Annotated in this window: 20 protein-coding genes; 19 read left to right on the top strand and 1 reads right to left on the bottom strand. The window is 66.1% G+C overall.

The annotated features are described in order from the left end of the window. Positions 1 to 47: 47 nt before the first annotated feature. From zapE to AB1I47_RS16565, 10 genes are all read left to right on the top strand, one after another. Positions 48 to 1145 carry a cell division protein ZapE gene (gene zapE / locus AB1I47_RS16610; protein ID WP_354684837.1) on the top strand — a complete coding sequence of 366 codons (1098 nt, stop codon included), beginning with the start codon at positions 48 to 50 and terminating at the stop codon, positions 1143 to 1145. 106 nt (positions 1146 to 1251) lie between these two features. Continuing rightward, positions 1252 to 3813, top strand: coding sequence for a heavy metal translocating P-type ATPase (locus AB1I47_RS16605; protein ID WP_354684836.1), 2562 nt, complete (start codon positions 1252 to 1254; stop codon positions 3811 to 3813). 2 nt (positions 3814 to 3815) lie between these two features. Then, entirely contained in the window at positions 3816 to 3962 is a 147-nt protein-coding gene (gene ccoS, locus AB1I47_RS16600; RefSeq protein WP_063238066.1) for a cbb3-type cytochrome oxidase assembly protein CcoS, read from the top strand. A 172-nt stretch (positions 3963 to 4134) separates the two neighbouring features. Then, entirely contained in the window at positions 4135 to 5583 is a 1449-nt protein-coding gene (gene ccoN, locus AB1I47_RS16595) for a cytochrome-c oxidase, cbb3-type subunit I (protein WP_354684835.1), read from the top strand. Positions 5584 to 5601: 18 nt separating this feature from the next. Beyond that, the gene (ccoO, locus tag AB1I47_RS16590) at positions 5602 to 6279 is read left to right on the top strand and encodes a cytochrome-c oxidase, cbb3-type subunit II (protein ID WP_354684834.1); all 678 of its coding nucleotides are present in this window, start codon (positions 5602 to 5604) and stop codon (positions 6277 to 6279) included. Positions 6280 to 6282: 3 nt separating this feature from the next. Then, positions 6283 to 6447 (top strand): cbb3-type cytochrome oxidase subunit 3, encoded by a 165-nt coding sequence (locus AB1I47_RS16585; protein ID WP_354684833.1) that lies wholly within the window; start codon positions 6283 to 6285, stop codon positions 6445 to 6447. A 2-nt stretch (positions 6448 to 6449) separates the two neighbouring features. After that, positions 6450 to 7367, top strand: a complete 918-nt coding sequence (gene ccoP / locus AB1I47_RS16580; protein WP_354684832.1) for a cytochrome-c oxidase, cbb3-type subunit III — start codon at positions 6450 to 6452, stop codon at positions 7365 to 7367. Positions 7368 to 7416: 49 nt separating this feature from the next. Continuing rightward, the gene (gene ccoG / locus AB1I47_RS16575) at positions 7417 to 8889 is read left to right on the top strand and encodes a cytochrome c oxidase accessory protein CcoG (RefSeq protein ID WP_354684831.1); all 1473 of its coding nucleotides are present in this window, start codon (positions 7417 to 7419) and stop codon (positions 8887 to 8889) included. 61 nt (positions 8890 to 8950) lie between these two features. Further along, positions 8951 to 9160 (top strand): hypothetical protein, encoded by a 210-nt coding sequence (locus AB1I47_RS16570; protein ID WP_354684830.1) that lies wholly within the window; start codon positions 8951 to 8953, stop codon positions 9158 to 9160. Then, on the top strand, positions 9157 to 9402 hold the full coding sequence (locus AB1I47_RS16565; protein ID WP_354684829.1) for a hypothetical protein: 246 nt from the start codon (positions 9157 to 9159) through the stop codon (positions 9400 to 9402). The genes AB1I47_RS16570 and AB1I47_RS16565 overlap by 4 nt, the downstream gene beginning before the upstream one ends. Before the next feature lie 60 nt (positions 9403 to 9462). Here AB1I47_RS16565 and fnr read toward each other — a convergent pair whose 3' ends face one another. Further along, positions 9463 to 10188 carry a fumarate/nitrate reduction transcriptional regulator Fnr gene (gene fnr / locus AB1I47_RS16560; protein WP_354684828.1) on the bottom strand — a complete coding sequence of 242 codons (726 nt, stop codon included), beginning with the start codon at positions 10186 to 10188 and terminating at the stop codon, positions 9463 to 9465. Between the two features lie 77 nt (positions 10189 to 10265). Between fnr and AB1I47_RS16555 the strand changes: the two genes are divergently transcribed. The 9 genes from AB1I47_RS16555 (at position 10266) to AB1I47_RS16515 (ending at position 21509) form a co-directional block, all read left to right on the top strand. After that, the gene (locus tag AB1I47_RS16555; RefSeq protein WP_354684827.1) at positions 10266 to 11024 is read left to right on the top strand and encodes a sulfite exporter TauE/SafE family protein; all 759 of its coding nucleotides are present in this window, start codon (positions 10266 to 10268) and stop codon (positions 11022 to 11024) included. A 531-nt stretch (positions 11025 to 11555) separates the two neighbouring features. Further along, positions 11556 to 12461: an SMC-Scp complex subunit ScpB gene (scpB, locus tag AB1I47_RS16550; protein WP_354684826.1), complete on the top strand. Its 906-nt coding sequence runs from the start codon at positions 11556 to 11558 to the stop codon at positions 12459 to 12461. A 5-nt stretch (positions 12462 to 12466) separates the two neighbouring features. Then, positions 12467 to 14377 carry a 23S rRNA pseudouridine(2605) synthase RluB gene (rluB, locus tag AB1I47_RS16545; protein WP_354684825.1) on the top strand — a complete coding sequence of 637 codons (1911 nt, stop codon included), beginning with the start codon at positions 12467 to 12469 and terminating at the stop codon, positions 14375 to 14377. A 315-nt stretch (positions 14378 to 14692) separates the two neighbouring features. Beyond that, positions 14693 to 15181: a ribosome maturation factor RimP gene (gene rimP, locus AB1I47_RS16540; RefSeq protein ID WP_354684824.1), complete on the top strand. Its 489-nt coding sequence runs from the start codon at positions 14693 to 14695 to the stop codon at positions 15179 to 15181. Beyond that, a complete protein-coding gene (gene nusA / locus AB1I47_RS16535; protein WP_354684823.1) occupies positions 15178 to 16653 on the top strand; it encodes a transcription termination factor NusA in 1476 nt (491 codons plus the stop codon). The genes rimP and nusA overlap by 4 nt, the downstream gene beginning before the upstream one ends. Before the next feature lie 91 nt (positions 16654 to 16744). After that, entirely contained in the window at positions 16745 to 19645 is a 2901-nt protein-coding gene (gene infB, locus AB1I47_RS16530) for a translation initiation factor IF-2 (RefSeq protein ID WP_354684822.1), read from the top strand. Between the two features lie 60 nt (positions 19646 to 19705). Continuing rightward, positions 19706 to 20074 (top strand): 30S ribosome-binding factor RbfA, encoded by a 369-nt coding sequence (gene rbfA, locus AB1I47_RS16525; RefSeq protein WP_022535711.1) that lies wholly within the window; start codon positions 19706 to 19708, stop codon positions 20072 to 20074. An 88-nt stretch (positions 20075 to 20162) separates the two neighbouring features. After that, positions 20163 to 21110, top strand: coding sequence for a tRNA pseudouridine(55) synthase TruB (truB, locus tag AB1I47_RS16520; RefSeq protein ID WP_354684821.1), 948 nt, complete (start codon positions 20163 to 20165; stop codon positions 21108 to 21110). Between the two features lie 195 nt (positions 21111 to 21305). Beyond that, a complete protein-coding gene (locus tag AB1I47_RS16515) occupies positions 21306 to 21509 on the top strand; it encodes a YgaP family membrane protein (RefSeq protein ID WP_354684820.1) in 204 nt (67 codons plus the stop codon). Positions 21510 to 21613: the final 104 nt, after the last annotated feature.

Here is a 21613-nt window from a genome sequence, read left to right as displayed (position 1 = left end):
TGGCGCGCCGTTTTCACTTGCGGGCCGTCCCGCAGGGACCCGCTAGCATGAACGTCACCGAGTACTACGAGAAGGAACTGAAGGAGCGCGGCTACCAGTCCGACGAAGCGCAATTGCGCGCCGTGGCCCGGCTGCAGCAGTGCTACGACGAATGGGTGGCCTACAAGAGCCGCCGCAACAATGCACTGAAGAAGCTGCTGGTCCGTCCCGACGTGCCCATGGGCGTCTACATGTGGGGCGGGGTAGGGCGCGGCAAGTCCTTCCTGATGGACAGTTTCTATACCTGCGTGCCGGTGGTGCGCAAGACGCGGCTGCACTTCCACGAGTTCATGCGCGAGGTCCATCGCCAGCTCGAGGAACTGCGCGGCCGTCCCGATCCGCTGGACGAGCTCGCCAAGCGCATCGCGCGCCGCTTCCGGCTGATCTGCTTCGATGAATTCCACGTCAGCGACGTCGCCGACGCGATGATCCTGCACCGCCTGCTGCAGCAGATGTTCGAGAACGGCGTGCAGTTCGTGATGACGTCCAACTACCGGCCCGACCTGCTGTATCCGGATGGCCTGCACCGCGACCGCGTGCTGCCCGCCATCGCGCTGCTGCAGCAGAAGCTCGATGTGGTCAACGTCGACGCCGGCATCGATTACCGCAAGCGCGCGCTGGAACAGGTGCAGGCGTACCACACGCCGCTTGGCGCCAAGGCCAGCTCGGCGCTGCGCGACGCCTTCACTTCCATTGCCGGCGTGGCGGACGAATCGCCGCTGCTGCATATCGAGCACCGCGAACTGCGCGCGCTGCGCAAGGCCAATGGCGTGGTGTGGTTCGACTTCGCGACGCTGTGCGGCGGGCCGCGCTCGCAGAACGACTACCTGGAGCTGGCTTCGCAGTTCCACACCGTGATCCTGTCCGACGTGCCGCGCATGACGCCGCGGATGTCGTCGGAGGCACGGCGTTTCACCTGGCTGATCGACGTTTTCTACGATCACAAGGTCAAGCTGCTGATGTCGGCGGAAGTGCCCGCGGACGAGCTCTATACCGAAGGCCAGATGGCCAACGAATTCCACCGGACCGTGTCGCGCATCATCGAGATGCAGTCGCGCGAGTACGTGGAGTCCGAGCGCCGCACCATGGATACGTCACTCACCTGAGTGTTGTATTCGGCCCGGCGCGTGACGGCAGCCGGGCCGCATTGACCTATATCAAGGTCGATGCCGGGACCCGCCTATACCCTGCAGTGGGTAGAAAAAGGTCCCCATGTCGTCGTCCCCAGTCACCAGTCATCCGGCCAGCCTGCTGGCCACTCCTCCCGCCACCGCGCTCCGCGAACCCGCGGCCGCCATGCCGTCCGGCACCGGGGCACAGCTTGCGTGCTTCCATTGCGGCCTGCCGGTGACGGATGCCGAGCCGCTTGCCGCCGACCTGGACGGCAGCCGCCGCGTGTTCTGCTGCGGCGGGTGCCAGGCGCTGGCCCGGACACTGCACGCGGCCGGTTTTGCGCATCTCTACGGCGACGAAGCCCGCTTTGCCCGCCCGATCGACGAAGACGCCCGGCGCGAGGCCGAGCCGATCTGGGCCGCCTACGACACCCCGGAACTGCGCAGCCAGTTTGTCCGCCCCCTCGACAACGACCGCGCCGAGATCACGCTGGCGCCGGAGAACATCCGCTGCGCCGCCTGCGCGTGGCTGATCGAACAGCACCTGAGCCGCCAGCCCGGCGTGGAAAGCGCCGTCGCCAACGTCGCCACCCGCCGCGTGGTAGTGCGCTGGCGCGACCGCGAACAGACCGTGGCGGGGCTGCTGGCGGCCCTGGCGGGCATCGGCTACATGGCCTGGCCGTTCGAGGTCTCGCGCACTGACCAGCAGGACCGCCGCGCGCGCCGCGGGCTGCTGATGCGCATGGCCGTGGCCATGCTCGGCATGATGCAGGTGATGATGTACGCGTGGCCGATCTACACCCACGAGGCCACCATCGATCCGGGTCAGCTCCAGCTGATGCGCTGGGCCAGCCTTGCGCTGACGCTGCCGGTCGTGCTCTATGCCGCCTCGCCGATCTTTGCCGGTGCCTGGCGCAGCCTGCGCCAGCGCCATATGGGCATGGACGTGCCGGTCGCGATCGGCGTCGGCGCGGGTTTCCTTGCCAGTGGGCTGGCGACGGTGCGCGGCGTCGGCGAGGTGTATTTCGATTCGGTGACGATGTTCGTCGCCTTCCTGCTGCTGGCGCGCTACCTGGAGCTGCGCGTGCGCCAGGCCTCGCGCAGCGGCGCCGAGATGCTGGCGCGCCAGCTTCCTGCCACCTGTGAACGGCTGGCCGGCGTGGGCGCTGCCGGCGAACGCGTGCCGGTGGCGCGGCTGCGCGCCGGCGATCTCGTTCGCGTCAAGGCGGGCGAGATCGTTCCCGCCGACGGCACCGTGGTGGCGGGGGCGAGCGAACTCGATGAATCGATGCTGACCGGCGAAAGCCGCCCGGTGCGCCGCGGCGCCGGCGAAACCGTGCTGGCGGGCTGCTTCAACACCGCCAGCCCGCTGGAGTTGCGGGTCACGCGCGTCGGCGCCGGTACCCGGCTGGCCGAGATCGTTGCCGTGCTTGATCGCGCGCTGGCGGAGAAACCGCGCCTGGCTACGCTGGCCGATCGCGTCGCGGGCTGGTTCGTGGCGACGCTGCTGGTGCTGGCGGCGCTGACCGGCCTGGTGTGGGGCCTGTGGATCGATCCGTCGCGTGCGTTGCTGGTGACGATCGCGGTGCTGGTGGTCAGCTGCCCGTGCGCATTGTCGCTGGCCACGCCCGCGGCGCTGGCGGCGGCGGGCGCGGCGCTGTCGCGTCGCGGGGTGTTGCTGACGCGCGGCCATGCACTGGAAACGCTGGCACGCGTGACCGACGTGGTGCTCGACAAGACCGGCACGCTGACCGAAGGCCGTTTTGCGGTCTCGGCGGTCGAGCCGCTTGCCGGCCAGGACCAGGCGCAATGCCTGGCGCTGGCTGCGGCGATGGAGCGCGGCGGCGAGCATCCGATTGCGCGCGCGCTGGTGGCCGCCGCTGGTGCCGGCGCGGACGCAACGCTCGCGGTCGCGGCTATGCGCAACGTGCCGGGCCAGGGCCTGGAAGCATCCGTCGCGGGCAGGCGCCTGCGGCTCGGCCGCCGCGATTTTGTCGCGGCGCTGGCGCCCGAAGGCGCGACCGGCTCGCCGGATGCCGCCGGCGACTGCGCGCATCCCGGCGCGACGTTCGTATGGCTGGGGGCCGAATCCGGCCCGCTTGCGCGCTTCGTACTGGCAGACCTGGAGCGCGCCGAGACCCCGGCGCTGCTGGCGCGGCTGCGCGCGCTGGGGGTGGGTTGCCACCTGGTGTCGGGCGACAACGCCCCGACCGTGCGCTGGTGGGGCACGCATTTCGGCATGGAATGCGTGGCCGGCGGGACCACGCCCGAAGGCAAGCGCGATTACGTCGCGCGCCTGCAGCAGGGCGGGGCGGTCGTGCTGGCCGTGGGCGATGGCATCAATGACGCACCGGTGCTGGCCCAGGCGCAGGTATCGATTGCGATCGGCAGCGGCGCGCCGCTGGCACAGGCCGGCGCGGATGCGGTGCTCACCCACGGCGGCGTGGCTGAGATTGCCACCGCGCTCGCGGTGGCGCGCCAGACGCGCCGCGTGGTGCGCCAGAACCTGGGCTGGGCCTTCTTCTACAACGTGGTCGCGATTCCGCTGGCGGCGACGGGGCTGGTCACCGCCTGGATGGCCGGCATCGGCATGTCGCTGTCGTCGCTGCTGGTGGTGGCCAATGCCTGGCGCCTGCTGCGCGCAGGCCGCAAGGGAGCCTGACGATGGAAACGCTCTACCTGCTGGTCCCGATGAGCCTGGTGCTCGTTGTGGTGATCGCAGCCGCGCTGTGGTGGGCCTTGCATGCGGGCCAGTACGACGACCTCGACCGTCCCGCCGAATCGATCCTGCTCGACAACGACAAGCCTTGAGTGAGCGCCTGAACACGTCTCGGTGCGCCGCCGTGCGCCTCCGACCCGGCATCGCCAGCGAGGTTCATCAGGCGTCCTGAGCGACTTGATAAAGATCAACACACCGACCGCACGGTTTTTCTAAAGTCACACCGTCAGTAGGTTTTTTCTTCTCTAGCATTTGGGGGTCTGAATGGATGTCACCGCCGCGTCTTCACGCGTCGACACCTTCAATTACAACGTCGTGAGGCAGTTCGCTGTCATGACGGTAGTTTGGGGGATCGTCGGCATGGCCGTCGGCGTGCTGCTGGCAGCACAGCTGATCTGGCCGGAACTCAACTTCAATACGCCGTGGCTATCCTTCGGACGCTTGCGGCCGCTGCATACCAATGCGGTGATCTTCGCCTTCGGCGGCAGCGCGCTGTTCGCCACCTCGTACTACGTGGTCCAGCGTACCTGCCAGACCCGTCTGTTCTGCGGCCCGCTGGCCGCATTCACGTTCTGGGGCTGGCAGCTGGTCATCGTCGCCGCCGCCATCACGCTGCCGCTCGGCATCACCAGCTCGAAGGAATACGCCGAGCTGGAATGGCCGATCGACCTGCTGATCACCGCGGTCTGGGTGGCCTACGCGATCGTGTTCTTCGGCACGATCGTCAAGCGCAAGACCCGGCATATCTACGTCGCCAACTGGTTCTTCGGCGCCTACATCCTGACTATCGCGCTGCTGCATATCGTCAACAACATCGAGATGCCGGTGTCGCTGTGGAAGTCCTACTCGGCCTATGCCGGCGTGCAGGACGCGATGATCCAGTGGTGGTACGGCCATAACGCGGTGGGCTTCTTCCTGACCACCAGCTTCCTCGGCATGATGTACTACTTCATCCCGAAGCAGGCCGAGCGCCCGATCTACTCCTACCGCCTCTCCATCGTCCACTTCTGGGCGCTGAACTTCACCTATATGTGGGCCGGCCCTCACCATCTGCAGTACACCGCGCTGCCGGACTGGGCGCAGTCGCTGGGCATGGTGTTCTCACTGATCCTGCTGGCGCCTTCCTGGGGCGGCATGATCAACGGCATCATGACCCTGTCGGGCGCCTGGCACAAGCTGCGCACCGACCCCATCCTCAAGTTCCTGGTGGTGGCGCTGTCGTTCTACGGCATGGCCACGTTCGAGGGCTCGATGATGTCGATCAAGACCGTCAACGCGCTGTCGCACTACACGGACTGGACCATCGGTCACGTGCATTCGGGCGCGCTGGGCTGGGTGGCGATGATCTCGATCGGCTCGCTCTACTACCTGATCCCGCGGCTGTTCGGCGAAAAGCAGATGTACAGCGTGCGGCTGATCGAGTGGCACTTCTGGATCGCCACCATCGGCGTGGTGCTCTATATCGCCTCGATGTGGATCGCCGGCGTGATGGAAGGCCTGATGTGGCGCGCCACGCAGCCTGACGGCACGCTGACGTACGCCTTCGTCGAAGCGGTCAAGGCCAAGTACCCGTTCTACCTGATCCGTCTGCTCGGTGGCCTGTGCTTCCTGTCCGGCATGCTGCTGATGGCTTACAACATGGTCAAGACCATTGTCGGCAAGCCCGTCGTGGATGCGCCGATCCCGGCCAGCCTCGCTGCCTCTGCCCACTGATCCATCCAGGATAGAAAGATGTCTGACAAACAAAGATTCTTTTCCCACGAAACGCTGGAGAAGAACATCGGCTGGCTGATCATCTGCACGATCGTCGTGGTCAGCATTGCGGGTCTGGTCCAGATCGTGCCGCTGTTTTTCCAGCACTCCACCACCGAGCCGGATCCAGGCATCACCCCGTATTCGCCGCTGCGGCTGATGGGCCGGGATATCTATATCCGCGAAGGCTGCGTCGGCTGCCACTCGCAGCAGGTGCGAACGCTGCAGGCGGAAACCGAGCGCTATGGCCACTACTCCACGGCGGGCGAGTCGGTCTACGACCATCCGTTCCTGTGGGGTTCCAAGCGTACCGGCCCGGACCTAGCGCGCGTCGGCGGCCGCTACTCGGACGACTGGCAGCGTATCCACCTGCGCAATCCGCGCGACGTGGTGCCGGAATCGGTGATGCCGTCGTACCCGTGGCTGGAAAAGGCGGAACTGCCTACCAACGATATCCAGGCCCGCATGCGCGCACTGGTCAGGCTGGGCGTTCCCTACAGCGAGGCCGACATCGCCAAGGCGCCGGACGAGCTCAAGGGCAAGACCGAGGAAGACGCGCTGGTGGCTTACCTGCAAGCGCTGGGTACCAACCGTCGCAACGTGCGCGTGGAAGCGGCCGTTGCCCCGGCACCCGAAGCGGCACAAGCCAAGGAGTAAGCCATGGCCATGATCACTGCCATTGCGACCGTCGTATCGATGGTCGTCTTCCTGGGGATCTGCTGGTGGGCCTGGTCCGCCGGCCGGCAGGCCGCTAACCGGGAATCCGCCATGCTGCCGTTCGCGCTGCCTGACGAAACCACGACTATATCGAGCCGGAACACCTAGCCATGAGCGATTTCATTTCCGATTTCTGGGGTTACTACATTGCCGCGATCGCGCTCGTCGGCATCGTCTGGTGCGTCTGGCTGCTGTTCTCGCAACGCAAGATCACCAAGACGGCCGGCGCCGTCGAGGATACCGGCCACGTCTGGGACGGCGACTTGCGCGAGCTGAACAACCCGCTGCCGCGTTGGTGGATGTGGATGTTCCTGCTGACGTGCATCTTCGGGCTGGCCTACCTGGTGCTGTACCCCGGCCTGGGCTCGTACGCCGGCGTGCTGAATTTCTCGACGCAGGGCGAACTTGCCGCCCACCGCGCAGCGCAGGAGCAAATGCAGAAGGAGATCTACGGCAAGTACCTGAAGATGGACGTCAGGCAGGTCGCGGGCGATCCGCAGGCCCGCGAGATCGGCCAGCGCCTGTTCCTGAACTACTGCGCGCAGTGCCATGGCTCCGATGCACGCGGCAGCCGCGGCTTTCCCAACCTGACCGACAACGACTGGCTGTATGGCGGCGAACCGGAAACCATCCAGCAGACCATCACCAAGGGCCGTAACGGCGTGATGCCGCCGCTGGGTGCCACCATCGATGCCAAGCTGGCGGGCGACGTGGCGCAGTATGTGCGCTCGCTGTCGGGCCTGTCGTCGGATCCGATCCGCGTCTCGCGTGGCGAGGGCACGTTCAAGACGACCTGCGCGGCCTGCCACGGTGCCGGCGGCAAGGGCAACCAGGCGCTGGGCGCGCCGAACCTGTCCGACAACGTCTGGCTGTATGGCAGCTCCGAGGCCAGCATCGTCGACGCCATTCTGAAGGGCCACAACAACCATATGCCGGCGCATGAGGAAATCCTGACGCCCGAACGCATCCGCATGCTGACGGCCTATGTCTGGGGCTTGTCCCACACCGGCGGAGGCGCCGGGCAATGACAGGCGACTCATCTGAGCGGACGCTGGCCGCCCGCGGGAGCAAACGTCCATGAACGCACCCGGGACCAAAGGACTGGCCCGGGCGGCCGACCCGCAGCGGTCGGCCGCTGCGCCTGGTGAGAGCTCCGACGAAACGCTGTACGAGGTCCGCCGCAAGATCTATCCGCGCTCGGTGACGGGCGCTTTCTCCAGCTGGCGGGTCTGGCTGGTGATCCTGACCCAGCTCATCTACTACGGCACGCCCTGGCTCCAATGGAATGGCCGCCAGGCCGTGCTGTTCGACCTTGGCGAGCGCAAGTTCTACATCTTCGGCCTGGTGCTGTGGCCGCAGGACGTCATCTACCTCACGGTGCTCCTTGTCATCTCGGCGCTGGCGCTGTTCCTGTTCACGGCGATCGCGGGCCGGTTGTTCTGCGGCTATGCCTGTCCGCAGACGGTCTACACCGAGATCTTCATGTGGATCGAGCGTCGGATCGAAGGCGACCGCATCGCCCGCATCCGCCTGGACGGCGATCCCTGGAGCCTGCGCAAGCTGCGTCTCAAGGCAACCAAGCATTTCCTGTGGGTGCTGATCGCGCTATGGACCGGCTTTACCTTTATCGGCTATTTCGCGCCGATACGCGAGCTGGGCGGCGAGGTGCTGGCGCTGTCGCTGGGGCCGTGGCAGACCTTCTGGATGCTGTTCTATGCGTTCGCCACCTGGGGCAACGCGGGCTTCATGCGCGAGCAGGTGTGCAAGTACATGTGCCCGTATGCGCGCTTCCAGAGCGTGATGGTGGACCGCGACACCTATGTCGTGACCTACGACGTGGGCCGAGGCGAGCCGCGCGGCAGCCGTTCGCGCAAGACCGACCACCGCAAGGCCGGGCTGGGCGATTGCGTCAACTGCAGCATTTGCGTGCAGGTGTGTCCGACCGGCATCGATATCCGTGACGGGCTGCAGTACGAGTGCATCGGCTGCGGCGCCTGCATCGACGCGTGCAACCAGGTGATGGACAAGCTCGAATACCCGCGTGGGCTTATCCGGTACACCTCGGAAAACGCGATGCGCAAGGGCCTGTCCGCGGCGGCATCGCGCAAGCGGCTGCTGCGTCCGCGCGTGATCATCTATTCGGTGATCTGGGTAGCGCTGATGGCGGGTTTCGCGGCATCGATCGCGCTGCGCACGCCGCTGAAGGTGGATATCATCCGCGACCGCGGGGCATTGGGTCGTGAGGTGGAAGGGCGCTGGATCGAGAACGTCTATCGCCTGCAGCTGATCAACACGACCGAAGGGCCGATGCGCATCAGCGTGCGCGCCGACAGCGACGAACTGAAGCATCTGACGGTCGAGTACGACAAGCAGGCCGAAGCGCTGGCGCCGACGTCCAACCGCTTGCTGCCGATCCGCATCCGCGTGCCGATCGAGGAGGCGGCGCAGGGCACGCACAAGATCAGCGTGACGGTGACGAGCGAAGGCACGGAGCAGGGGAGTGCCGAAATCCGGCAATCCACCAGTTTTATCGTGCCGCGCAATTTGTGAAGCTAACAGGCGCGGTGCAGGCACAGGCCGGCGCCGCGCCGGTGCAAATGAAGGGGGCAAGATGAATCAGCAAGGCAATCCGTGGTGGAAGGAACCGTGGCCGTGGCTGTTGATGACCGGCCCGCTGGTGGCGATCGTGGCGTGCGGCGTGACGATCTGGCTGGCGTCCACGCATCCTGATCAGCCGGTTCAGGGCGCGACGCGGCACGGCCTGGTGGTCGAGAAGGTCGAATCCGCGCCGCCGAAGGCTGGCGCAGCGAGGCAGCCATGAGGTTGCGCTGGCTGATGTGGGTGTTGTGGCCTGGCTTCCTGATGGCGGGCTTCGCCACCGCAACGGTGTTTTCGGTGGTGGATCCGGGCGACCTGAAGTTCTTCGGGCATCAGGTCGATGCATCGCGCGAATCCATCTACACCATCGGCTTCCTTGTCGCCTGGGTGTTCTGCGCGCTGTCCAGCGGACTGACGCTCTACACCATGCCGACGCGGCTCAGCGATACCGACGAACTGGAATGACGCTTTGAATAGCCATCGCCGCATCCGGCGATGGCGGCAAGATGGATAGGCGGGGGGCGCTCAGCAGGAGCGGCTGTAGAGTTGCTTGATGCCGGCGATGTCCACCAGCTTGACGTGGCGCTGGCGAATCTGGATCAGGCCGGCCTCGGCAAAACGCGAGAACAGGCGGCTGACGGTTTCCAGCTTCAGGCCGAGGTAGCTGCCGATCTCTTCGCGGCTCATGCGCATGACGAACTCGGAGGCCGAGTAGCCGCGCGCCGACAGGCGTTCCGACAGGTTGATCAGGAAGGCGGCGAGGCGCTCCTCGGCGCGCATCGAACCGAGCGTGACCAGCATCAGTTGATCGTGCGTGATTTCCTTGCCCATCAGGCGCAGGAACTGCTGCTGCAGCGAGGGCAGGTCGGCCGACAGGTGTTGCAGGTCGTTCATGCGCACCACGCAGACTTCGGTATCTTCCAGCGCCGTGGCATCCGATGCGTGCTGCATTTCGCCGAGCCCGTCGAGCCCGACGATTTCACCGGGCAGGTGAAAGCCGGTAATCTGCGACCGGCCATCTTCGGTGGTGACGTGGGTCTTGAGCGTACCGAAGCGAATGGCATAGACAGCGGTGAGCGGATCGCCCATGCGATAGAGGGTCTCGCCCTTGTGGACGCGGATGCGTTCCTGCACCAGCGTATCCATCTTCGCCAGGTCTTGCTGCGACATGCCTACCGGAAGGCACAGTTGCCCCATTGAACATGTGGAGCAACGGGGCGACATCTCGGTAACGGGAATGGAGGTAAGCAATTGGAACCTGCAAGAATGGCAGCGAGGGCGCGACCCCGACATTTTAACGTGCGATGTGATGCGGCAGGGAGCCGGAATTGACATTTGGTGTGCTTATTAGCGTTTTTCTGCTTGCGCTCCTTGGCGGTGTGCATTGCGCCGCCATGTGCGGCGGCGTGGCGCTTGCAGTGGAGCAACGCTGCGGCACCTCGGCGACGGTCAGCTTCGCGCGCAGCCGGGCTGCGTGGCTTGGCGAGTTGCTGGCAATGCACATCGGCCGAATCTCGACCTATATGCTGCTGGGTGCACTGCTCGGCGCGGTGGGTGCCACGGCCTGGAAGCAGGACTATCTGCCGGTGCAGCGCTGGCTGTTCGGTGCCGGCAGCGCGATGCTGTTGATTTCAGGCTGGCGCTTGCTGCGCGGCAATGCCTTCACGGTGGCCTGGCTGGAGCCGCTGGCCGCGCGCGGCAGTGCGGCGCTGGCAGGGCGACTCGGAAAACTGGCCGGCAGCCTGCCGGCATTCGCGCGGGCGCGCGGTGGCCTGGCGCGGCGCTACGGCGTGGGGCTGGCGTGGGGCCTGGTGCCGTGCGGCATGGTCTACGGCGCGCTGACACTGGCGCTGCTGGCCGGCAACGCCGGCTCGGGCGCCCTGGTGATGGGCGTGTTCGGGCTGGGAACGCTGCCAAACCTGCTGGTGCTGTCGGGGCTCTCGGGCTATCTGCGCACGGTATCGCGGCGTCCGGGTGTGCGCCTGGGGGCCGGCGTGGCGGTGATGGCCTTTGGCGGGCTGGGCATCGCGCGAGCGGTGCTGCTGCCACATTCGCTGGCCGGGCAGGGCTTCTGCCTGGTGTTCTGAGGCGGCCGCGCCGCACGGCGCAACGGATTTGGTTGCAGGCAGGGCCGGGAAGCCATACAATCGCGTGCATTGCGGTATCGCGCGGTGTGATTGCAAGGAGGGATTGCAATCCCTGGAGCCTGGCACATTCCGCGGTCCATCCGGTTCAAAAGATCTGGTTCAAAAGTCCGGCTGGCACCACGGTGTTGGAGATGCCGGCCTTGCTCCCGATATCCGTTTCCGATATCCGCGTTTTCGGTATCCGTTTTTTTCTTGCGCCCGAGGCCTTCGGTTAGCCGACAGCGACATCCGTTGCACGGATGCGCGACGCAAGAGGTTCGCTGACCGCCCCATGACGGCATGCGGACGATCTCCTGCCGGAACGACCGGCAATTCGATGCAAAGAAAGGGAAGTGCACGGCTTGGATGCAGCAGGCATTCGGGTTAGCTGCGCAATGAGATGGCGGTGGCATTGGCATCGCTGTATCCAAAATCTCCGGTGCCCCGGATCCGTCCGGGAGCAGGTGCAAAGACAGGCTGCACACCATCAACATGAATACCCAAGAGGCGAAGATCGTCCTCGAGACGGCGCTGATCTGCGCGCAGGAGCCCTTGCGTGTCAATGATCTGCGACGGCTGTTTGACGATGACGTCGGTGCGGACACGATCCGCGTGCTGCTCGACGAGCTGCGCCAGGACTGGCGCCAGCGCGGCGTGGAACTGGTGGCGCTGGCCAGCGGCTGGCGCTTCCAGAGCCGGCCGGAAATGCGTGAATACCTTGATCGCCTGAATCCGGAAAAACCGCCAAAGTACTCGCGTGCGGTGATGGAAACGCTGGCGATCATTGCCTACCGGCAGCCCGTGACCCGCGGCGATATCGAAGAGATCCGCGGCGTGACGGTGAGCACGGAAGTGATCAAGAAGCTGGAAGACCGCAGCTGGATCGAGGTGATCGGCCACCGCGACGTGCCGGGGCGGCCGGCGCTGTATGCGACGACCAAGGCCTTCCTGGACGATCTGGGCCTGCGCACGCTGGATGAGCTGCCGCCACTGGAAGACGCCCAGGCCCAGGCGCAGGCAGCGATCCTGGAGCAGCAGGCCATCGATTTTGAAGGGCTGGCGGCGGGCAAGCCTGGCAGCGCCGACGAGGAGGCATTTGCCGACCCCGCGGCGGCCGCCGCAGCCCCGGCGCCTGATACAGAACTTGCCGCACCCGAGGCACTGCCACCCGAGACCGACGCGCCGGCAGCCGCGGTGGTCGATGCCGGGCCCGCCGACGCTGCCGACACCGCCAATGGCTTCGACGTCGAGTCGCAGCACCGGGCAGCCGATGAGGCTGCCGACGACGCCATCGAATCCGACGACGCCGAACCCAATCCGGACGGGGCCCGGGAAGACATGCCGGACGACGGCACCCCGCCGCACCCGAGCGAGCACGACGAGCGCGTGCCGAACTGAATAACATGCAACATCCGATAGTGAATATCTTGTCTGATTCCGTTGAGCAAGACGCCCGCAATGCGGGCGCATCCGCCGACACCGGCGCCGCAGAACCCGGATCGGGCAGCGAAGCCGCGCCCCGCCGCAAGGGCCTGCGCCGTGGGCTGAGGAACCTGGTGGCATCGCGCCGCCAGGCCGCGCAGGACCGCGACGCCGGCCGCGGCGAAGGTGCCGAGGCGCCCGCGCAGGGCGAATCCGGCGAGGCGGGCCCTGTGTCCGCGGCCGGCGCTGCTTCCGCGGCGGCACCTGCCGGCGGGCGCGGCGGCCAGCGTGGCCGCGGCAAGCGCAAGACGGGTCAGGGCGAAGGCGGCCAGGCCGGCCAGGGTGGGCAGGCCAGGCAGGGCTCTTCCACCAAGGCCGAGAAAATCGACCGCGCCGCCCAGGGCGAGGGTGCCGACAAGCCCGAGCAGGGCGGCCGCAAGCGCAAGCAGGGCCAGCGCGCCGGCAAGGGCGCTGCGCCCGCCGAAGCGCAGGGCGGCGCACGCCAGCAGGGCCGCCGCAAGGACGGCGCCAAGTCGCAGGCGCAGCAGCCTCAGCAGCCACAACAGCGCAAGGGCCAGAGCGGTGGCGAAAAAACCGCGGCGAGCAGCGAAGACCTGTTCCGCTTCGTGATCTCCGAGCAGTACGACAAGGAAGACACCGTCATCCCGCGCACCAAGGCCAAGCCGGTGCGCGAGCTGTCGGCCGAGGACGATGCCCCCAAGCTGCACAAGGTGCTGGCCGAGGGTGGCCTGGGCTCGCGCCGCGAGATGGAAGAACTGATCCTGCAAGGGCGGGTCTCGGTCAACGGGTTGCCCGCGCATATTGGCCAGCGCATCCTGCCGGCCGACCAGGTGCGCGTGAACGGCAAGCTGATCCACCGCAAGGTGTCGACCAAGCCGCCGCGCGTGCTGCTGTACCACAAGCCCGCCGGCGAGATCGTCAGCCAGTCCGATCCGGAAGGCCGTCCGACCGTGTTCGACAACCTGCCGCGCATCAAGACCGGCAAGTGGGTCGCGGTGGGCCGCCTGGACTTCAATACCGAAGGGCTGCTGATCTTCACCACCTCGGGCGATATCGCCAACCGTTTCATGCATCCGCGCTACGGCGTGGAGCGCGAATACGCGGTGCGCACGCTGGGCCAACTGGCCGAGGCCGATCGCCAGCGCCTGCTGCACGGCATCAAGCTGGATGACGGCGAAGCGAACTTCCTGCGCATTGCCGATGGCGGCGGCGAGGGCGTCAACCAGTGGTACCACGTGGCGCTGACCGAAGGCCGCAACCGTGAAGTGCGCCGCATGTTCGAGGCGGTCGGCCTGACCGTGTCGCGCCTGATCCGCACCCGCTACGGCCAGTTCCTGCTGCCGCGCGGCCTCAAGCGCGGCCGTTGGCAGGAGGTCGAGCCCAATGATGTCAAGGCGCTGATGGCCGGGGTCGGCCTCAAGGTGCCCGGCAAGGGCGAGCAGGCGCCCAAGGGCGCGACCAAGATCGGCGGGCGCAAGCAGCGCACCGAGGCGGCGATTGCCGGCATGCCGATGGCAACCGGCATGGACGGGCTGCCGCGCTTCGATCAGGGCGGCGCACGCGGCGGTGCCCGCGGCGGCCAGCCCGATCCGATGAAGACGTCGATGGGCTATATCAGCCACGGCCCGACGCTGCTGACCTCGCATGCGGCCAACCTGGCTGGCACGCGCGGCACTGGCCCGCGCCAGGGCCGCGGCGCCGCGGCGGGCGGGCAGGGCAAGCCGCAGCGCCGTGGCGGCGGCGAAGCCAACGGCAATGTGATGCCGAAGGCCGCAAAGCCGGGCGGCAACCGCGCGCCGCGCGGCGCCGGTGCCAACCGCGGTGGAAAGACCGGCGGCAATCGTGGCGGAAGCAGCGGCGGCAATCGCTAAAGCGCCGGATGCGGCGCACGACGGGCGTGCGCCCGCCGGCGCCGCATGCAATACGGATACAAATACGCGGCCATGTCTGGCTTTTGCCTTTTCGACATAATCAGCGTATAATTCAAGTCTATTCAAAAAGCCATCCTCGTCGAGGATGGGCGAATGATGGGCATTGCGCCCATTTTTTTTTGGTTCGCCCGTTTTCGGCCCCGCGCTCCGGCGCGAGGCGCGGATGGCGGACAGGCAGGGCTGCAGCAGGGTCGTCCCGGACGGCACCGGCGGGTTTGCCTGCCACGGTGTTGATGGCCATTACTCGGGATAACAGTGCATCTGGCAGATTTGATCGAAACCACCCTTAGCGGCATGGGATATGAGCTGGTCGAGCTCGAGCGTGCCCCCGCCGGATTGCTGCGTGTCTATATCGATCAGCCTGAAACCGGCATTGCCATCGAGGATTGTGAAAAGGTGAGCCGCCAGCTCACCCACGTGTTTACGGTCGAAAACGTCGACTATGAACGCCTCGAGGTCTCGTCGCCCGGACTGGACCGGCCGCTGAAGAAGCTGGCCGACTACGCCCGCTTTGCCGGTGCCGAGGCGCGCGTCACGCTGCGCCTGCCGGTCAACGGGCAAAAGAACTTCACAGGGATCCTGCAGGCGCCCACCGGGGAGGCGGGCGCAGAGAAGGTCGGCCTGGAGTTCGAGGGCAAGGATGGCCCGGCGCTGCTGGAGTTTGCCGTATCCGATGTCGACAAGGCCCGCCTGGTGCCGGTGATCGACTTCAAAGGAAATCAAAGAAAAGGGAACAAGCAATGAGCCGCGAAGTTCTGTTGCTCGTCGATGCGCTTGCGCGTGAGAAGAACGTCGACAAGGATGTGGTATTCGGTGCCCTGGAGGCGGCGCTCGCCTCGGCCACCAAGAAGCGTTTCGAGGAAGACGTGGATATCCGGGTCGCGATCGATCGCGAGTCGGGCGAGCATGAAACCTTCCGCCGCTGGCTGGTCGTTCCCGACGAACAGGGCCTGCAGGAGCCGGACAAGCAGATCCTGCTGTTCGAAGCCCGCGATGAGAACCCCAGCCTCGAGCTGGGCGACTATGTCGAGCAGCAGATCGAGTCGGTCGAGTTCGGCCGCATCGGTGCGCAGGCTGCCAAGCAGGTGATCCTGCAGCGTATCCGCGACGCCGAGCGCGAGCAGATCCTGAACGACTACCTGGATCGTGGCGAAAAGATCATGACCGGCACGGTCAAGCGTGCCGACAAGAAGGGGCTGATCGTCGAGTCCGGCCGCGTGGAAGCGCTGCTGGCCCGCGACCAGATCATCCCGAAGGAAAACCTGCGCACCGGCGACCGCGTGCGTGCCTACATCCTGAATGTGGACCGCGCCGCGCGCGGCCCCCAGATCGAGCTGTCGCGCACCGCGCCCGAGTTCCTGATCAAGCTCTTCGAGAACGAGGTGCCGGAGATGGAACAAGGCCTGCTGGAGATCAAGGCCGCGGCCCGCGATCCGGGCGTGCGTGCCAAGATCGCGGTAGTGGCGCATGACAAGCGCATCGACCCGATCGGCACCTGCGTCGGCGTGCGCGGTACCCGCGTCACGGCGGTGCGTAACGAGATCGGCGGCGAGGCCGTGGACATCGTGCTGTGGTCGGAAGACCCGGCGCAGTTCGTGATCGGCGCGCTGGCACCAGCACAGGTGCAGTCGATCGTGGTCGATGAAGAGAAGCACAGCATGGACGTGGTGGTCGACGAGGAAAACCTCGCCGTCTCGATTGGCCGCAGCGGTCAGAACGTACGCCTGGCGTCCGAGCTGACCGGCTGGCAGATCAACATCATGACCCAGGAAGAATCGGCGCAGAAGCAGGCCGAAGAGAGCGATGTCGTACGCAAGCTGTTCATGGCCAAGCTGGACGTGGACGAGGAAGTTGCCGACATCCTGATCGAGGAAGGCTTCTCCACGCTGGAAGAAGTGGCCTATGTCCCCATCAGTGAAATGATGGAGATCGAGGCCTTTGACGAAGACACCGTCAACGAGCTGCGCAACCGCGCGCGTGATGCGCTCCTGACGATGGAACTGGCCCGGGAAGAAAAGGTGGAAGAGGTGTCGCAGGATCTGCGCACGCTCGACGGCCTGAACCCGGAACTGATCGGCAAGCTGGCCGAAGGCAATATCAATACGCGTGACGACCTGGCCGAACTGGCCGTGGACGAACTGGTCGAGATGACCGGCGTCAGCGAGGAAGAAGCCAAGGCGCTGATCATGAAAGCACGGGAACATTGGTTTAACTGAGGGACACGGCCGGGCCGGCCAACACCAGCCCGGGCGCGCTTTCCGCATACGATTTGTCCCGACGAAGAAACCAAGCATTGAAAGGGTTTGAATGGCAAGCACAACAGTTGCCCAACTGGCCGCAGAACTGAGTCGCAGCGCAGCTGCCCTGCTGGAACAATTGCAGGCGGCTGGGGTGGGCAAAGCTGCGCCAGAAGACATCATCACGGAATCGGATAAGACCAGGCTGCTGGACTATCTGAAGCGTTCGCACGGCCAGGCCGATGACAGCGCCCGCAAGAAGATCACACTGACCAAGCGCGAAACCTCCGAGATCCGCCAGTCGGATTCCACGGGCAAGACCCGCACGGTCCAGGTGGAGGTGCGCAAGAAGCGCGTGCTGATCAAGCGCGACGAAGCCCAGCCCGAGGCCCATGCCGACGCAGCCGAGGCCCAGGCCCCGGTGGTCGACGGCGCCGAGCAGGCACGCCGCGAAGAGGAAGAACGCCACCAGGCCGAGCTGCTGGCGCGCCAGGAAGCTGAAGCCAAGGCCGCCCGCGAGGCCGCCGAGCGCGAGGAAGCCGAGCGCCGCGCCCAACAGGAAGCTCTGGAAGCGGAGCAGCGCCGCCAGGCCGAACTCGCCGCCAAGAAGGTGGAGGAAGAGGCTGCCGCTTCGCGCGCCGTGACCGAGGCCAACGAGGACTCCTCGCGCAAGAAGGCCGAGGACGAGAAGGCCCGCGTCGCCGCCGAACGCGCCGAGGCGCAGAAGGCCGCCGACGAGGCCAAGGCCGCCGCCGACAAGGCCCGCGCCGAGCAGGAAGTCGCTGCGCGCAAGCGCCGCGAAGCTGCCGAAGCCGAGGCCCGCGCCATCCAGCAGATGCTGAATGCGCCGGCCCGCGTGCTGAAGGCGCCGTCCGAGCGCAAGGCCGAGGAAAAGAAGGCCGAGCAGACCGGCACGCTGCACAAGCCGGTCAAGCCGGTTTCCGCCACCGCGGCTGAAGCCAAGCCGGGCGACAAGAAGCCGGCGGCCACGGCCACCACCACTACTGCCGACAAGAAGGGCAAGGTCGTCAAGGCCGGCACCTCGTCGACGTGGCAGGACGAAGGCAGCCGCAAGAAGGGCAGCGGCCTGAAGACGCGCGGCGATTCGTCGGGCGGCGTGGGCGGCTGGCGCGGTGGCCCGCGTGGCCGTGGCGGCAGGCAGCAGCAGCATGACGACAGCCGCAGCAACTTCCAGGCGCCGACCGAACCGGTGGTGCGTGAAGTGCACGTCCCCGAAACCATCTCCGTGGCCGATCTCGCCCACAAGATGGCGGTGAAGGCATCCGAGGTCATCAAGCAGATGATGAAGCTCGGCCAGATGGTGACCATCAACCAGGTGCTGGACCAGGAAACCGCCATGATCGTGGTGGAAGAAATGGGCCACAAGGCGTTCGCCGCCAAGCTGGACGATCCGGAAGCGCTGCTGGTGGTGGACGGTGAAGAACACACCGACGCCGAGCTGCTGCCGCGTCCGCCGGTGGTGACCGTGATGGGTCACGTCGACCACGGCAAGACCTCGCTGCTGGACTACATCCGCCGCACCAAGGTTGCCGCGGGCGAAGCCGGCGGCATTACGCAGCACATCGGTGCCTATCATGTGGAAACCGAACGCGGCGTGATCACCTTCCTGGACACCCCGGGTCACGAGGCCTTCACGGCCATGCGTGCCCGCGGCGCCAAGGCGACCGACATCGTGATCCTGGTGGTCGCGGCCGACGACGGCGTGATGCCGCAGACAAAGGAAGCGATTGCGCACGCCAAGGCTGCCGGCGTGCCCATCGTGGTGGCGATCAACAAGATGGACAAGCCCGAAGCCAACCCGGACCGCGTCAAGCAGGAACTGGTGGCCGAGCAGGTCCTGCCGGAAGAATACGGCGGGGACTCGCCGTTCGTGCCGGTGTCCGCCAAGGCTGGTACAGGTATCGACGACCTGCTGGAGCAGGTGCTGCTGCAGGCTGAAGTGCTGGAACTGACCGCTCCGGTCGATGCCCCGGCCAAGGGCCTGGTGGTGGAAGCCCAGCTCGACAAGGGCAAGGGCCCGATCGCGACCATCCTGGTCAGCAGCGGCACGCTCAAGCGTGGCGATGTGGTCCTGGCTGGCAGCGCCTACGGCCGCGTGCGTGCGATGCTGGACGAGAACGGCAAGCCGACCAAGGAAGCCGGCCCGTCGATCCCGGTGGAAATCCAGGGTCTGTCGGAAGTGCCTGCCGCGGGTGAAGAAGTGCTGGTGCTGCCGGACGAGCGCAAGGCGCGCGAAATCGCGCTGTTCCGCCAGGGCAAGTTCCGCGACGTGAAGCTGGCCAAGCAACAGGCCGCCAAGCTGGAGAACATGCTCGAGCAGATGGCCGAAGGCGAAGTGCAGACGCTGCCGCTGATCGTCAAGGCCGACGTGCAGGGTTCGCAGGAAGCGCTGGTGCAGTCGCTGCAGAAGCTGTCGACCGCCGAAGTGCGCGTGCAGATCGTGCACGGCGGCGTGGGTGGCATCTCCGAATCCGACGTCAACCTGGCGACGGCTTCGAAGGCGGTCATCATCGGCTTCAACGTGCGCGCCGACGCCGGTGCGCGCAAGCTGGCCGAGCACAACGGCATCGATATCCGCTACTACAACATCATTTACGATGCGGTAGACGAGATCAAGGCGGCGATGTCGGGCATGCTGGCGCCGGAGAAGCGCGAAACCACGATCGGCCAGGTCGAAGTGCGCCAGGTTTTCCGCGTGCCGAAGATCGGCGCGGTGGCGGGCTGTATGGTCACCGACGGTCTGGTCAAGCGCAATTCGCTGGTGCGCGTGCTGCGCAACAACGTGGTGATCCACGACGGCGAGCTGGATTCGCTCAAGCGCTTCAAGGACGATGTGAAGGAAGTGAAGCAAGGCTTCGAGTGCGGTCTGTCGATCAAGAACTTCAACGATGTTCAGGAAGGCGACCAGCTCGAGGTGTACGAAATCACAGAGGTGGCGCGTACGCTGTAAGGCGTCGCAAGCAACGGCAGGCTTCGGCCTGCCGTTGTCATCTCGACCAGACTGTATTGAATGGCCAAGAAAGGCAGTATCTCCTCCCGCAATCTCCGCATCTCCGACCAGATCCAGAAGGACCTGGCCGAGATGATCCAGCGCGAACTGCGCGACCCGCGCCTGGGCCTGGTCACGCTGCAGTCCGTCGCGCTGACGCCGGACTACGCGCACGCCAAGGTGTACTTCACCGTGCTGGGCGCCGAGGCGGCGACGGCCGAAGCCATCCTCAACGAGAAGGCCGGCTTCCTGCATTCGCTGTTGTACAAGCGTCTGCATATCCATACCGTGCCGACGCTGCGCTTCCTGCACGACACCTCGGTCGAACATGCGATCGAGATGTCCAAGCTGATCAACGAAGCGAACGCCACGCGTTCGAAAGACGACTGAGCCGGCGCCCGTGCCGCCAGGCATGGGCTCATGGCCTGACCGATGCGGCCCTCCGCGCCGCATTGCCGTCGCCCCCTGTTTTCCTCCGATGACCGATTCCAACGCCAACCGTCCGCCGCGCCTGCCGCGCCGCGAGGTGCATGGTGTGCTCTTGCTCGACAAGCCGCTGGGCCTGTCGTCCAACGATGCGCTGGTGCGCGCCAAACGGCTGCTACGCGCGGCCAAGGCCGGGCATACCGGCACGCTCGATCCGCTCGCCACGGGGCTGCTGCCGCTGTGCTTTGGCGAGGCCACCAAGTTCTCGCAGGACCTGCTCGAAGCCGACAAGAGCTATGACGCCGTGGTGCGGCTGGGCGCGCGCTCCAGCACCGGCGACGCCGAAGGCGAACTGTTCGATGTGCGCGAGGTCACTTGCGACCGCGCCGCGGTGGAGCAGGTGCTGCAGCGATTCCTCGGCGAGATCGAACAGGTGCCGCCGATGCATTCGGCGCTGAAGAAGGATGGCCGCCCGCTGTACGAATACGCGCGCGCCGGCCAGACCGTCGAGCGCGCGGCGCGCCGGGTCACCATCCGTTCGATCGTGCTGATCGATTGCGCCTTGCCGGCGGAGCCCACGTTCAGCATGCGCGTGACCTGCAGCAAGGGCACGTATATCCGCACGCTGGCCGAGGATATCGGCGAGGCGCTGGGCTGCGGCGCCCACCTGACGGGGCTGCGCCGGATCGCCGTGGGCGACCTGACGCTGGACGGCGCGGTCACGCTGGAGCAGATCGAACAGCAGGATGATGCGCAGCGCCCGGCCATGCTGGCGCCGGTGGATGCCTTGCTGCAGAAGTGTGTGCCGGTTTATCTGGATGAAGCGGCGGCGGGGCGTTTCCTGCAAGGCCAGCGCATCGCCCGGCGCGACCTGCCGGCCGGCCCGGAGCTGGCCGAGGAAGCGCTGGCGCGGATCTATGCCGGTGATCCCGCGCGGCTGCTGGGCGTGGCGCGCATGCGCGAGGGCGCGTTGCGGCCTGAGCGATTGGTAAAGCTATAGGCCGCGTCCTGCCGGCATCAGCAAGGAGGCCACGTGGGCCCGGATCGACCGGGGGCACGTGGCCTCTTCGTTTTTCTGCGGCCTAGGATTAATCCGGTTCTGCATCGGCAGATGCGCCGGTTGTGGTCTGGTCAAAGGTTTCTGCTGCGGCCACGTGCAAGCTCGCTCCGTTTACTTGGCAAACAGGAGCAAAAGATGTTGTTCTGCAAGAACGTGGGTGTCGCGGACCGTGTGATCCGGATCGTGGTTGGCGCAGCGCTGATCGCAATGGTCTTTGTCAGGCCCGGGACGCTGTGGGGCTGGATCGGGCTGGTGCCTTTGCTGACCGGGGTGATGGGGTATTGTCCGGCGTATCGGTTGTTGGGGAAGAACTGTTGGCAGAGGGACCGCTGCGGCTAATCATCCCGTTCGACCGTAATGCCGTTCACATCGGTCGATGCTCGATGGCTTTCGCTGTCGATGCTCGACGGCTCGCGCTGTTGGTGACATGGTGTCGTCGGTCA

Origin of the sequence: Cupriavidus necator (assembly GCF_040578825.1) — a bacterium.
GTDB classification, from domain to species: domain Bacteria; phylum Pseudomonadota; class Gammaproteobacteria; order Burkholderiales; family Burkholderiaceae; genus Cupriavidus; species Cupriavidus necator_E.
Note: the sequence above shows the minus strand (reverse complement) of the source record. Positions and strands in the feature narration are given on the sequence as shown.

Bases quoted from the DNA above. Each gene is read 5' to 3' on its own strand.
- scpB (WP_354684826.1), top strand. From the start codon at position 11,556: ATGAATACCCAAGAGGCGAAGATCGTCCTCGAGACGGCGCTGATCTGC.
- ccoO (WP_354684834.1), top strand. From the start codon at position 5,602: ATGTCTGACAAACAAAGATTCTTTTCCCACGAAACGCTGGAGAAGAAC.
- AB1I47_RS16565 (WP_354684829.1), top strand. From the start codon at position 9,157: ATGAGGTTGCGCTGGCTGATGTGGGTGTTGTGGCCTGGCTTCCTGATG.
- rluB (WP_354684825.1), top strand. From the start codon at position 12,467: ATGCAACATCCGATAGTGAATATCTTGTCTGATTCCGTTGAGCAAGAC.
- ccoN (WP_354684835.1), top strand. From the start codon at position 4,135: ATGGATGTCACCGCCGCGTCTTCACGCGTCGACACCTTCAATTACAAC.
- nusA (WP_354684823.1), top strand. From the start codon at position 15,178: ATGAGCCGCGAAGTTCTGTTGCTCGTCGATGCGCTTGCGCGTGAGAAG.
- AB1I47_RS16515 (WP_354684820.1), top strand. From the start codon at position 21,306: ATGTTGTTCTGCAAGAACGTGGGTGTCGCGGACCGTGTGATCCGGATC.
- ccoG (WP_354684831.1), top strand. From the start codon at position 7,417: ATGAACGCACCCGGGACCAAAGGACTGGCCCGGGCGGCCGACCCGCAG.
- ccoP (WP_354684832.1), top strand. From the start codon at position 6,450: ATGAGCGATTTCATTTCCGATTTCTGGGGTTACTACATTGCCGCGATC.
- infB (WP_354684822.1), top strand. From the start codon at position 16,745: ATGGCAAGCACAACAGTTGCCCAACTGGCCGCAGAACTGAGTCGCAGC.
- AB1I47_RS16585 (WP_354684833.1), top strand. From the start codon at position 6,283: ATGGCCATGATCACTGCCATTGCGACCGTCGTATCGATGGTCGTCTTC.
- truB (WP_354684821.1), top strand. From the start codon at position 20,163: ATGACCGATTCCAACGCCAACCGTCCGCCGCGCCTGCCGCGCCGCGAG.
- AB1I47_RS16570 (WP_354684830.1), top strand. From the start codon at position 8,951: ATGAATCAGCAAGGCAATCCGTGGTGGAAGGAACCGTGGCCGTGGCTG.
- zapE (WP_354684837.1), top strand. From the start codon at position 48: ATGAACGTCACCGAGTACTACGAGAAGGAACTGAAGGAGCGCGGCTAC.
- AB1I47_RS16605 (WP_354684836.1), top strand. From the start codon at position 1,252: ATGTCGTCGTCCCCAGTCACCAGTCATCCGGCCAGCCTGCTGGCCACT.
- rbfA (WP_022535711.1), top strand. From the start codon at position 19,706: ATGGCCAAGAAAGGCAGTATCTCCTCCCGCAATCTCCGCATCTCCGAC.
- ccoS (WP_063238066.1), top strand. From the start codon at position 3,816: ATGGAAACGCTCTACCTGCTGGTCCCGATGAGCCTGGTGCTCGTTGTG.